The 12,596-nt window shown below is 68.6% G+C and carries 12 protein-coding genes; 11 read left to right on the top strand and 1 reads right to left on the bottom strand.

What is annotated here, in order from left to right; all coding sequences use genetic code 11:
• The first annotated feature begins 2 nt into the window (after window positions 1-2).
• The 5 genes from flgC to flgG all read left to right on the top strand — a co-directional run bounded on the left by flgC (window position 3) and on the right by flgG (window position 3,985).
• Window positions 3-407, top strand: coding sequence for a flagellar basal body rod protein FlgC (gene flgC / locus H566_RS0119720; protein WP_028312787.1), 405 nt, complete (start codon window positions 3-5; stop codon window positions 405-407).
• Window positions 408-409: 2 nt separating this feature from the next.
• Window positions 410-1,132 carry a flagellar hook assembly protein FlgD gene (locus H566_RS0119715; protein WP_028312786.1) on the top strand — a complete coding sequence of 241 codons (723 nt, stop codon included), beginning with the start codon at window positions 410-412 and terminating at the stop codon, window positions 1,130-1,132.
• Between the two features lie 13 nt (window positions 1,133-1,145).
• Window positions 1,146-2,369 carry a flagellar hook protein FlgE gene (flgE, locus tag H566_RS0119710; RefSeq protein ID WP_028312785.1) on the top strand — a complete coding sequence of 408 codons (1,224 nt, stop codon included), beginning with the start codon at window positions 1,146-1,148 and terminating at the stop codon, window positions 2,367-2,369.
• Between the two features lie 9 nt (window positions 2,370-2,378).
• Complete coding sequence (gene flgF / locus H566_RS0119705; protein ID WP_028312784.1) at window positions 2,379-3,131, top strand: flagellar basal-body rod protein FlgF; 753 nt, start codon at window positions 2,379-2,381, stop codon at window positions 3,129-3,131.
• Window positions 3,132-3,202: 71 nt separating this feature from the next.
• Complete coding sequence (gene flgG / locus H566_RS0119700) at window positions 3,203-3,985, top strand: flagellar basal-body rod protein FlgG (protein ID WP_028312783.1); 783 nt, start codon at window positions 3,203-3,205, stop codon at window positions 3,983-3,985.
• A gap of 121 nt (window positions 3,986-4,106) precedes the next feature.
• Here the strand turns inward: flgG and H566_RS0119695 are convergent, their stop codons facing one another.
• Complete coding sequence (locus H566_RS0119695) at window positions 4,107-4,925, bottom strand: hypothetical protein (protein WP_028312782.1); 819 nt, start codon at window positions 4,923-4,925, stop codon at window positions 4,107-4,109.
• Between the two features lie 178 nt (window positions 4,926-5,103).
• Here H566_RS0119695 and H566_RS0119690 point away from each other — a divergent pair, with 178 nt between their 5' ends.
• The 6 genes from H566_RS0119690 (at window position 5,104) to H566_RS27770 (ending at window position 12,596) form a co-directional block, all read left to right on the top strand.
• A complete protein-coding gene (locus H566_RS0119690) occupies window positions 5,104-5,829 on the top strand; it encodes a flagellar basal body L-ring protein FlgH (RefSeq protein ID WP_051379040.1) in 726 nt (241 codons plus the stop codon).
• A 34-nt stretch (window positions 5,830-5,863) separates the two neighbouring features.
• A complete protein-coding gene (locus H566_RS0119685; RefSeq protein ID WP_245591428.1) occupies window positions 5,864-6,955 on the top strand; it encodes a flagellar basal body P-ring protein FlgI in 1,092 nt (363 codons plus the stop codon).
• Window positions 6,956-7,061: 106 nt separating this feature from the next.
• Entirely contained in the window at window positions 7,062-7,997 is a 936-nt protein-coding gene (gene flgJ, locus H566_RS0119680; RefSeq protein ID WP_028312779.1) for a flagellar assembly peptidoglycan hydrolase FlgJ, read from the top strand.
• Window positions 7,998-8,172: 175 nt separating this feature from the next.
• Window positions 8,173-10,068: a flagellar hook-associated protein FlgK gene (gene flgK / locus H566_RS0119675; protein WP_084545308.1), complete on the top strand. Its 1,896-nt coding sequence runs from the start codon at window positions 8,173-8,175 to the stop codon at window positions 10,066-10,068.
• 16 nt (window positions 10,069-10,084) lie between these two features.
• Window positions 10,085-11,296 carry a flagellar hook-associated protein FlgL gene (gene flgL / locus H566_RS0119670; protein WP_028312777.1) on the top strand — a complete coding sequence of 404 codons (1,212 nt, stop codon included), beginning with the start codon at window positions 10,085-10,087 and terminating at the stop codon, window positions 11,294-11,296.
• 10 nt (window positions 11,297-11,306) lie between these two features.
• Entirely contained in the window at window positions 11,307-12,596 is a 1,290-nt protein-coding gene (locus tag H566_RS27770) for a sensor histidine kinase (protein ID WP_051379039.1), read from the top strand.

The raw sequence follows: 12,596 nt of genomic DNA, 5'->3' as shown, positions 1-12,596 counted from the left end.
CGATGTCCATGTTCAACATCTTCGGCATCTCCGGCTCGGGCATCTCGGCCCAGTCGAAGCGGCTCAACGTCACGGCGAGCAACCTCGCCAACGCCGAATCGGCGGCCGATTCCGAGACCGGCGTCTATCGCGCCCATCACGTCGTGTTCCAGACCGTGCCGGGCCAGGCCAAGGGCGAGAACGGCGTGAAGGTGAAGCAGATCGTCGAAGACACGACGCCCGCGCGCCGCGTGCACGACCCGGCCAATCCGATGGCCGACGGCGAGGGCTACGTGACCTATCCGAACGTCAACGCGGTGGAGGAGATGGTCAACATGATCTCCGCCTCGCGCTCCTACCAAAGCAACGTCGAGGTGCTCAACACCACCAAGTCGCTGCTCCAGAAAACCCTCCAGATGGGCGGCTGAACATGGCGACCGAATTCACGATCGGCAGCACCAACTCGTCGTCATCGACGACCAAGAGCGGCAGCTCGACCAGCAGCACCAACACCTCGGCCTCCAGCGCGACCCAGGACCGCTTCCTGAAGCTGCTGGTCGCGCAGATGAAGAACCAGGACCCGCTCAACCCGACCGACAACTCGCAGTTCACGAGCCAGATGGCCCAGCTGTCGACGGTGGACGGGATCTCGAAGCTGAACGACACGGTCAAGTCGCTGCTCGACCAGTTCAACGTGTCGCAGCAGATGAACTCGACCTCGCTCATCGGCCACAGCGTGCTGATCGACGGCAACAAGATGGAGCTGTCCACCTCCACCGACGGCAGCCGCATCGCTGGCGGCGGATTCGAGCTGACGACCGCCGCGGCCAACGTGCAGGTGCAGGTCTACAACTCGGCCGGCGAGCTGGTCGACACGCTCGACATGGGGGCCGCCGATTCGGGCACCCACACCTTCTCGTGGGACGGCAAGACCGCCGCCGGCGCCGAGTCGAAGGACGGCTACTACACGTTCAAGGTCGCGGCCACCAACACGGCCAACGGCAACACGTCCACGGTGAGCGCCTCGGCGCTGTCGGTCGCGCGCGTGGACGGCGTCAAGCGCATCACCGCCACCGACGGCAGCATCAGCACGATGCTCGACCTCGGCGGCATGGGCTACCACTCTCAAGCCGACGTCCGCTCGGTGTACTGACAGGGAATTCAACATGGGCTTCCAGCAAGGTCTGTCCGGTCTCAATGCCGCGTCGAAGAACCTCGACGTCATCGGCAACAACGTGGCCAATGCCAACACCATCGGCTTCAAGGGCCAGCGCGCCGAGTTCGGCGACATGTACGCGAACTCGCTGCTCGGCAGCTCGCAGACCATCCCGGGCATCGGCGTGCGCACCGCCGCGATCACCCAGCAGTTTGGGCAGGGCAACATCAGCGTCACGTCCAATCCGCTCGACATCGCGATCAACGGCAACGGCTTCTTCCGGCTGGAGAACAACGGCGTCGTGACCTATTCGCGCAACGGCCAGTTCCAGGTCGACAAGGACCAGTACCTCGTCACCGCCAGCGGTCAGCACGTGACCGGCTTCGTGGCCGACGCGGGCGGCTCCATCACCGCCGACGCACCGGGCCGGCTGCGCCTGTCGACCACCGCGATGGCGCCGGCCGTCACGACCAAGTCGACGATCAAGGGCAACTTCGACTCGCGCGAGGACACGATTCCCAACACGCCGTTCAACCCGGTGGACTCGACCACCTACAACGGCGCGAGCGGCATGACGGTGTACGACGACCTCGGCAACTCGCACGCGGTCCAGCTGTACTTCGCGCGGCCCGATCCGACCACCAGCGACTGGCAGGTGTACGCGGTCGAGAACGGCAGCACGCTCAACGGCGGCACCGCGATCGGCACGCTCAGCTTCAGCAACGGCCTGCTGTCGAGCACCGCCACCACCAACTTCACCGTGCCGGTGCCGGCGGCCAATGGCGCGGGCGCCTTCAGCTTCGACATCGACTTCGCGGGCTCGACCCAGTTCGGCGCCAGCACCGCGATGACCGCGATCACGCAGGACGGGTATGCGCCGGGCACGCTGGCCGGCTTCTCGATCGGCAATGACGGCACGATCTCGGGCCGCTATTCCAACGGTCAGACCAAGGCCCAGGGCCGCATCGTGCTGACGGACTTCGCCAACCCGCAGGGCCTCGCCTCGCTGGGCAACAACCAGTGGGCCGAAACCACTGCCTCGGGCCAGCCCGTGACCGGCACGGCCGGCACCGGCAACTTCGGCACGATGCAGTCGGCCGCGCTGGAGGAGGCCAACGTCGACCTGACCAACGAGCTGGTCAACATGATCACCGCGCAGCGTGCCTACCAGGCCAATGCGCAGACCGTGAAGACCATGGACTCGATGCTGCAAACCCTCGTCAACATGCGCTGAGGCTGATGCATGGACCGGCTGATCTACACGGCCATGACTGGCGCGCGGGCGCTGTTCGACCGCCAGGCAACCGTCTCCAACAACCTCGCCAACGCGAGCACCACCGGCTTTCGCGCCGAGCTGACCGCGTACCGCACCGCGCCCGTGATTCCGGGCCGGCCCGGCGAGGGGCAGATGACGCGCTACATGGCGGTGGACAGCATCACCGGTCTGGATGTGACGCCCGGCCCGCTCGAGAAGACCGAGCGCCAGCTCGATGTCGCCATCAACGGCGCGGGCTGGTTCACGGTGCAGGCGGCCGACGGCAGCGAGGCCTACACGCGCGACGGCCGGTTCGACATCGACAGCAACGGCCAGCTCGTGACGCGCGAGGGACTGCCGGTGCTGGGCGAGGGCGGGCCGATCATCGTGCCGCAGGACGCCAGGGTGGTGATCGGCGGTGACGGCACGATCAGCGCCGTGGCCGGCGGCGGCAGCTCGGCCCAGGTGCAGCAGCTCGGCCGGCTCCAGCTCGTCAATCCCGATCCGGCCAACCTGACCAAGCGGCCCGACGGGCTGATCGGCACGCGCGACGGCAACCCGGCCGATCCGGACCCGACGGTGCGCGTGGCGCAGGGCTCGATCGAGGGCAGCAACGTGAACCCGGTCGGCACCCTGGTGGACATGATCTCGCTCGCACGGCAGTTCGAGGTGCAGATGCAGATGATCAAGAAGGCCGACGAGAACGGCCAGAAGTCGCAGCAGCTGCTGTCGAACAGTTAACCCGGCGCGGCGGCCGGCGGCGACCCAGGTGTCGATCCGCAGGCCGCCACGCCAAGCGCGGGAGCCGAACCATGATGCGTTCGCTGTGGATATCCAAGACCGGTCTGGATGCGATGCAGACCAAGATGGATGTCATCTCCAACAACCTGGCCAACGTCAGCACCAACGGCTTCAAGAAATCGACCGCGGTGTTCGAGGACCTGCTGTACCAGAACATGCGCCAGTCGGGCGCCCAGAGCACCCAGACCAGCGCCATCCCGGCCGGCCTGCAGATCGGTACCGGCGTGCGCCCGGTCTCGACCACGCGGCTGCACACCCAGGGCAACCTGAGCAAGACCGACAACAGCCTCGACCTCGCGGTCAACGGCAACGGTTTCTTCCAGATCCAGCTGCCCGACGGCACCACGGGCTATACGCGCGACGGCAGCTTCCACACCGACGCCAACGGCCAGATCGTGAACGGCGAGGGCTTTCCGCTGTCGCCGGCGATCACGGTGCCGCCCAATGCCACGAGCATCACCATCGGCGCCGACGGCACGATCACGGCGATGCAGCAGGGCAACGTGAACCCGACCCAGATCGGCTCGATCCAGCTCGCGACCTTCATCAACCCGGCCGGTCTCGAAAGCAAGGGCGGCAACCTCTACGGCGAGACCGCGTCGTCGGGCACGCCCCAGACCGGCACGCCGGGCGCCAACGGCGTCGGCACGGTCAACCAGGGCTATGTCGAGACCTCGAACGTGAACGTGGTGGAGGAACTGGTGAACATGATCCAGACCCAGCGCGCCTACGAGATCAATTCGAAGTCGATCACCACCTCCGACCAGATGCTCCAGAAGCTGACCCAGCTCTGATTCCGGCTGTCGCGTGAGCGGCGGTGGGTTTCCAACGATCAAGACCCCCTTGGCGACCGCGCGGCGGTCATGCCTTGCGGCTCCGGCGCCTCGCGGCCCGGAGCCGTTTTTTCGTGCGCCGTCAGGGCGCCGCCGAGCTGTTCACGTAGAGGTTGTCGAAATAGGCGTCGATGGCAGCCACCGCGTCGCCGCTCGGGCAGTTGGCCACCTGCAGGCGCGTGCTCACGTCGGCCAGCGGCACTCCGGGCGCGGTCGCGTCCGACACGGTGTAGCTCACGTAGCCGCTGGTCGCGCCGGTGCCGTCGCGGCCGAACAGGAAGCGATTGCGCGTCTTGTCCCATTGCAGCCGGACCTTGACCGCCTCGCCGAGCGCGGCGGTGCCGAGCGCGACCTTGCCGATCGTGGTGCTGGTGTTGCACGAGGCGTCGCCGCAGATCAGCAGGATGCCCTCGACGCGCAGCACGCCGGCGGCATCGCTGGTGTCGGAATCGCGCTTCACGCGGACCTGGGCCGACACGTCGTTGAGCTGGCTGCCCGCGGTGCGCGCGCCCGTGTTGAAGAAATCGCCGTAGATGCGCGCGCGTGCCGAGGTGGCCGACGCATTGCCGGCGCAGCCGACCGACTCGACGGTCTTGACCGTGATGGTCGCCTTGAGTTCGTTGACGGCCGCCGGATCGGGCAGGCGTTGCGCGAAGGTGTAGCCGGCGTAGCCGACATTGCTGCCGGTGTCGCCGTGCTCGCGCATGAACAGGCGCAGCCGGCCGCTGCTGATGCCGCGGATGCGTTCGCCGAAGCCGCCGGGCCAGCGCGTGGCATCGAGGGCGCTGTCGTTGAAATCGTCATACAGCGCGAACGATTCGAAGGCCTGGGCGGCCGGCGCGACGAGCGCGCCGGCGAGGGCGAGGCCGAGCAGCAGTTGCCGGGTGAGGGTGAGGGACATGGGTGCCTTCCTGTGGTTGTCGTCTGGTTTTGGGGTGAAACGGGCGGGAGCGTGTGCGTGCGCCGCTTTCGGCCGCTTTTCAGGGCTTTGTCAGCTAAGGCTTTGGCGACCATGGCCGTAGCAATCAGCCGCCGGCGCTCGCGCGCCGCAAAACGCCATGCCGCACATCCCAGTTTCCATGCCCGGTCGCCGCGTCGCGGGGCCAACGCGCCGCGCATCCGTCCGCGCCGGCCTGCCGGTGCTCGCGCTCGCGGGCCTGCTCGCCGGCTGCGCCATCGGCGAGCGGCCGCAGGTCGAGATCAACACGCCGCTCACCGCGCGGCCGCAACCGGCGCAGCCCCTGCAGCAGCAGCCGACCGGCTCGATCTACGCGGGCGGCAACGGCGGCAACTTCCGCCCGCTGTTCGAGGACCGGCGCGCGCGCTACGTGGGCGACACCATCACCGTGCAGATCAGCGAGAAGACGAGCGCGTCGAGCAAGCAGTCCACCAACGCCGATCGCAAGGCCGACATCACGGCCAGCTCGCCATCGGTCACGGGCCTGCTCGGGCCGCTGAAGATTCCGGGCATCTCGGCCACGGTCGGCTCCGAAAGCAAGTTCGACGGCTCGGGCCAGGCGGCGGCCGACAACCTGTTCACCGGCACCATCACCTGCACCGTCATCGAGGTGCTGTCGAACGGCAACCTGGTGATCGCCGGCGAGAAGCAGGTCGGCATCAACCAGCACATGGAAACGCTGCGCCTGTCGGGCGTGGTCAACCCGGCCACGGTGCTCAACGGCAATGTCGTGACGAGCACCCAGGTGGCCGATGCGCGCATCGAGACGCGTGGCAAGGGCAGCATCGACGAGGCGCAGAAGATGGGCTGGCTGCAGCGCTTCTTCCAGTCGGTCTGGCCGTACTGAGGAGGGCGCCATGCATTATCTGAACCGTTTCTGGATGTTCATGCTCGCAGCCGCGATCGGCGTCGGCTGGCTGGGCGAGGCGCACGCCGAGCGCATCAAGGACGTGGCGAGCATCGCCGGCGTGCGCGACAACCAGCTCGTGGGCTATGGCCTCGTGGTGGGCCTCGACGGCACCGGCGACCAGACCACGCAAACGCCGTTCACCGTGCAGAGCATCCAGAGCATGCTCGGCCAGATGGGCGTCAACCTGCCGCCGGGCCAGTCGCTGCAACTGAAGAACGTGGCGTCGGTGATGGTGACGGCCTCGCTGCCGCCCTTTGCCGCGCCGGGCCAGCCGCTGGACGTGACCGTCTCGTCGATGGGCAATGCCAAGAGCGTCAAGGGCGGCACGCTGCTCATGACGCCGCTCAAGGGCGCCGACGGCAACGTGTACGCGATCGCCCAGGGCAATGTGGTGGTGGCGGGCGCGGGCGCGTCGGCCGGCGGCTCGAAGGCGCAGGTGAACCATCTCGCGGCCGGGCGCATCCCGGGGGGCGCGACGGTCGAGCGCGCGGTGGCGAGCCCCTTTGCCCAGGGCAGCACGCTGAGGCTCGACCTGTACGCGAGCGACTTCTCGGTCGCGCGCCGCGTGGTGGACGCGATCAACCGCAATCTCGGCAGCGGCATCGCCCGTGCGCTGGACGGCCGCTCGATCGAGGTGGCGGTGCCGGTCGAGGCCAACGACCGCGTCGCCTTCCTCGGCCAGCTCGAGGAGATCAACGTCGACACCAGCGGCGGCGCGGCCAAGGTGGTGATCAACGCGCGCACCGGCTCGATCGCGATGAACCAGAACGTGACGCTGGAACCGGCCGCGATCGCCCACGGCAACCTGTCGGTCACGATCAGCTCGACGCCGGTCATCAGCCAGCCCAATGCGCTGTCGGGCGGGCAGACCGTGGTGGCCCAGCAGAGCGACATCTCGATCAAGGCCGACCCCGGCAAGCTGATCCTGCTGCCCGGCTCGGCCAAGCTGGCCGATGTGGTGAAGGCGCTCAACACGCTGGGCGCGACGCCGCAGGACCTGCTGGCGATCCTCCAGGCGCTCAAGGCGAGCGGATCGCTGCGGGCCGAGCTCGAGATCATCTGAACCGCGGGGCGCGGCGGCGACAGGCCGACGCGCCCTGCAAGCGTTTGCGCATCAGCACCGCGTCGTCCGCCGGCGCGGCGAAGCATCAAGAAGAAAGGCGAGGGCGATGGCTTTTTCCAATGCGATCGACAGCAGCACCGGCGCCGGCCTGGCGAGTGATTCACGTTCGCTCGACAGCCTGCGCGCGGGAGCGTCGAAGGACCCGCACAAGGCGCTGCGCGGCGCGGCGCAGCAGTTCGAGTCGGTGTTCATGAACACCCTCATGAAAAGCATGCGCGACACCGTGCCCCAGGGCGAGCTGACCGGCGGCAACGAGACGAAGAACTGGCAGGGCATGTTCGACCAGGAACTCGTCGCCTCGCTCGGCAAGGCCAACGGCGGCAAGGGCGTGGGGCTGGCCGACATGATCGTGCAGCAGCTTGCCAAGGGCCTGCATACCGAGGAGCCCGACGCCGCCCGCATCGAGAAGCTCAAGGAGGCGACCCAGGCCGCGGGCGACGCCGCCGGCGCCGCCGAGCGCAAGGCGCCGGCCGCGACCGGCGCCACCGGCACCGCGGCCGCCGCCCCCCAGGCCACCGGCGCCCAGGGCTTCGTGCGTCAGATGTGGTCGCAGGCGCGCGAGGCGGAATCGCGCACCGGCGTGCCGGCGCAGTTCATGATCGGCCAGGCCGCGCTCGAGACCGGCTGGGGCAAGCGCCAGATCACCGGCGTGGACGGCAGCCAGAGCAACAACCTGTTCGGCATCAAGGCCACGCCCGACTGGAAGGGCAGGACCGTGGACGCGGTCACGACCGAGTACGTGAACGGCAAGGCGGTGCGGCGCACCGAGAAGTTCCGCGCCTACGACAGCTATGCCGATTCCTTTGCCGACTATGCGCAGATCGTCGGCAGCAAGCCGCGCTACGCGCCGGTGCTGCAGCAGACCTCGGCGCGCGGCTTCGCCACCGCGCTCCAGTCCGCCGGCTATGCGACCGACCCGGCCTATGCCGACAAGCTGACCGCCACCATCAACACCGCGCTGCGCCTGTCGCGCACCGCATGACGCCGGCCGCGGCAGCCGCCGCGTCCGGTCCGCCGCGCGAGCCGTTCGCCAACCCGGCGGAAGCGGCCCGCTGTTCCGCCGATCGGCCCGGCTACAGACCGGCCGCCGGCAGCCGAAAACCAGGCGTCGGGCGCATGAATCGCGCCTCCTCCGCCAATCCACGAGGGCGACGAGCATGACCGCATCCCTGATGTCGATCGGCCGCTCCGGCCTGAGCGCCGCGAGCCTGGGCCTGTCCACCACCAGCCACAACATCGCCAACGTCAACACGCCGGGCTATGCGCGCCAGTCGATCACCCAGCGCGCCGCCATCGGCTCGCAGGTCGGCTCGACGGTGCAGGGCATCGGCGTGGACGTGACGGGCGTGACCCGCTCGACCAATGCGCTCATCAGCGCGCAGGTCAATTCGGCCACCTCGTCGGCAAGCTCGGCCACGGTCCAGCAAGGCCTGCTCAACCGCGTGGCCGACCTGCTGACCCAGACCGAGACCAGCATCACCCAGGCCGCCGACGACTTCTTCGGCGCGATCCAGGACGCGACCGCGCGCCCGACCAGCGAGGCCGACCGGCAGTCGGTGCTGTCGAAGGCCAATTCCTTCGCGGTGCGCACCTCCGATCTCGACACCCAGCTTGCCGGCATGACGAGCCAGATCGGCCAGGACCTGCAGACCTCGGTCGTGCGCGTGAACGCGATGGCGCAGCAGATCGGCATGCTCAACGACCAGATCGCCACCCAGACCGGCGCCGGTCTCACGCCCAACGATCTGCTCGACCAGCGCGACTCGCTCATCCGCGACATCTCGAAGGACGTGAAGGTCAACACGCTGGCGATGCCCGACGGCCGGGTGCAGCTGTTTCTCGCCTCGGGCGATCCGCTGGTGCTGCAAGGCTCGGTCAGCACGCTGGCGGTTCAGCCGTCGGAGAGCGATCCGTCGAGCTATGCGATCGCCATCACCGACCGCAGCAAGTCGTCGCACCAGCTCAAGGCCAGCGTCGATCTCGGCGGCACGATCGGCGGCGACCTGCTGGTGCAGAGCGACATCAGCGACGCACGCAACAACATCGGCCGCATCGCGGCCTCGGTGGCCTCGGCCTTCAATACGCAGCAGGCGCTCGGCAACGACAAGAACGGCGATGCCGGCCTCGACATGTTCTCGGTCGGGCCGACGCGCGTGGTGGCGCTGCCCACCACCACCGGCCGCGTGAGCCTGAGCGTCAGCGATGCGAGCAAGCTCAAGGGCTCGGACTACCGCCTTGCCTACGACGGCAGCGAATGGTCCCTGACGCGCCTGAGCGACGGCACGACGCAGAAGTTCTCGGGTCTGCCGTCACCGACCTCGATCACCAGCAACGACGGCATCTCGATCGACGTGGGCGACGTGCCGGCCCAGACGGGCGACGTGTTCATCCTCCAGCCCACGCGCGAGGCGGCCTCGAACTTCAAGATGCTGCTGCGCGATACCGACAAGCTGGCTTCGTCCAATCCGGTGATCGGGCAGGCGACCGGCACCAACCTCGGCACCGGCGCGATCAGCTCGGTCACGGTCAACGGGCCGGAGCGCGACACCAGCCTGCTCAGCCCGGTCAAGCTCACCTTCACGAGCGCGACCGACTTCACCTACAGCGTCGATGGCGGCGCCGAGGTGGCGGGCTCGCTCGACCAGAACGGCAACTTCTCGCTCAACGGCTGGACGCTCGCCATGACCGGCGCGGCGCGCGCGGGCGACAGCTTCACGGTCGGACCGACCTCGTACAGCACCGGCGACAACCGCAACCTCGTGGCGATGGCCAACATCGCCAAGTCGCCGATCGCCGACGGGCAGACGCTCACCAGCCTGAACACCGAGCTGGCCGGCGTGGTGGGCAACCGCGCGGCGGCGATCGCCATCGAGTCGACCGCCCAGACCCATCTGCTCGACCAGATCACCACCGAGGAGCAGAGCGTCAGCTCGGTCAACCTCGACGAGGAGGCGACCAACCTGCTCAAGTACCAGCAGGCCTACCAGGCCGCCGCGAAGTCCATTTCCATCGCCGACGAGATGTTCAAGACCTGGCTGACGCTGGCGGGCTGAACGACCGGAGACACGCATGCGCATCTCGACCAACACCCTCAATTCCGTCGGCGCGATCGGCCTGGCGCGCGCCCAGTCCGATCTGTACAAGGCGCAGCTCGCCTTCGCCTCGGGCAAGCGCATCAACTCGGCGGCCGACGATCCGAGCGGCGCGGTGCGTGCCTCCGAGCTCACGGTGCAGAAGGACACGAACGCCCAGTACGCGCGCAACATCGCCAACGCGAAGAACACGATGCAGTTCACCGACTCGGTGCTGTCGAACATGAGCGACACGATCCAGGGCGCGCGCGAGTCGATGCTGCAACTCGGCAACGCGGGGCTCACCGCGAGCGACCGCAAGCAGATCGCCACCGCGCTGCGCGGCAAGCTGTCCGAACTCGTCAACCTGGCCAACACCCAGGACGAGTCGGGCCGCTACATCTTCGCCGGCTACCGCGACGACACGCGCCCGGTGCAGTTCGTGGGCGATAGCGCGAGCTACACCGGCGACAACGGCAGCAAGTCGCTCGACCTGTCGAGCTCGGTGAGCACCCTCACCAACACCTCGGGCGCGGAGCTGTTCTTCGACGTCAAGGGCGGCAACGGCGTGATCGAGACCCAGGCCAACCAGACCAACACCGGCTCGGGCCGCATCGACGCCGGCATGATCACGACGCCGACCGCGCTGACCAGCGATTCGTACGCGATCAACTTCTCGGTCGTGGGCGGCGTGACCACCTATGACGTGATCGACAGCACCACGGGCAACTCGCTGGTGAGCGGCGCCCCTTATGCCGAGGGCAGCCAGATCGCGGTCGGGCCGGCGCTGTCGGTGGCCGTGAGCGGCACGCCTGTCAATGGCGACGGCTTCACCGTCGGGCCATCGCAGCCGAGGGACATCTTCACCACCATCCGCGCCGTGGCCGACCAGGTGGACAAGTGGGGCGAGGGCAGCATCAGCGATTCGGTGCTCAACGATTCGCTGCGCGTTGGGCTGGCCAATCTCGATCGCGGCTTCGACCGTGTGGAGCAGGTGCGCAACCGCTTCGGCAACCAGCTGGCCGAGATCGACCGCCAGTCCGACATCAATTCGCTGCGCTCGAATGACGTGGCCGGCCGGTTGTCGGATATCGTCGACCTCGACATGGCCGCCGCCGCAACCCAGCTGTCCCAGGCCCAGACCGGCTACGAGGCGCTCGGCAAGGTCGTGTCGTCGGTGCAGAAGCAGAACCTCTTCAACTACATCTGAGCCCGAGCCGATGACCGGTCACCGCCCCTTCGACGATGCTCGGCCCGCGATTCCGCCCGCGGGCGGCGCGGGCGGTCCGCTGCCGGCGGGCGCCGCGTCGCCCGTCGGCGCGCGGCCCGGCCTCGACTTCGGCGCCGACCGCCTCGCGCTCGCGGAAGAGGCCGCCGCCGCCCGTCTGCTCGAAGTCGTGCTCGCACGCGAGCCGCTCGGCGCGATGCTGGAGCGGCTGCATGCGCTGCTGCTCGAAGCCGGTTGCGCGCGCTGCATGCTCGTGGTGTTCCGCGATGGCGAGCGGCCGGCGCGCATTGCCGGCAGCGGCGACGGCGAGGGGCTGTGGAGCGGTCTGCACCTGCGCGACGTGGCGCTCGCCCTCGACGGCGTGACCGAGGCGCTGCGACGCTGGCTGTCGCACGAGGAGGTGCTGACGGTGCGCGGCGAGGCGGCCGGCGGCGCGCGCCACGCGACGCTGCTCAGCTTCGACGTGGCGCCGGGCGCCGACCCGGGGGCCGCCTATGCCTTCGCGGCGCGGCTGCTGCGCACGCTCGCCCTCTATCTGCGCACCGGCTACGAGCAGGACGAGTCGCTGCGCCAGCGGCTGGCCGAGGCCGAACTGCTGCGCGAGGAGATCGACAGCTTCAACCAGGCCATCTCGCACGACCTGCGCGCGCCGGTGCGGCGCATCCGCGGTCTCGCGCGGCTGGTGGCTGACGAGGGCGCAACGCTGCCGGCGCCGGCCCAGGCGCAGCTGCGCCAGATCGATGACCAGTGCGAGCAGGCGCTGGAGATGTGCTCGGGACTGCTCGCGCTGTCGCGGGGGCTGGCCGTGCCGCTCGCGCGCGAGCCGGTGGACCTCGGCCGTCTGGGCCGCGAGGTCTGCGCCCGGCTGACGGCCGCCGAGCCGCAGCGCGAGGGCCGTTTCACGGTGCGCGGCGACGTGATCGCTCCGGCCGATCCGGCGCTCATGAAGGTGCTGCTCGAAAACCTGCTGGGCAATGCGTGGAAGTTCACGCGCGGACGCGATTTCGCCGAGATCGAGCTGGGCTCGCGCCCGCAGGGTGAGGGAATTGCGTACTACGTCCGTGACAATGGCGTCGGGTTTGACCTCGACAAAAGCGATAAGCTTTTCCGGGCGTTCTCGCGGCTGCATGACGAGAACGAGTTTCCCGGAACCGGCATCGGCCTCGCGACGGTCAACCGCATCGTCAGGCGCCACGGTGGCAGGCTCTGGGCCGAGGCGCGTCCCGGACAGGGCGCGACGTTTCTTTTCACGCTCGGTGGCGCGCAGGAAGGTTCGCGCTGA

The sequence above is a fragment of the Derxia gummosa DSM 723 genome (assembly GCF_000482785.1).
In the GTDB taxonomy this organism is placed as follows: Bacteria; Pseudomonadota; Gammaproteobacteria; order Burkholderiales; family Burkholderiaceae_E; genus Derxia; species Derxia gummosa.
The sequence above is the reverse complement of the archived record's forward strand: the minus strand, read 5'-3'. Positions and strand labels throughout refer to the sequence as shown.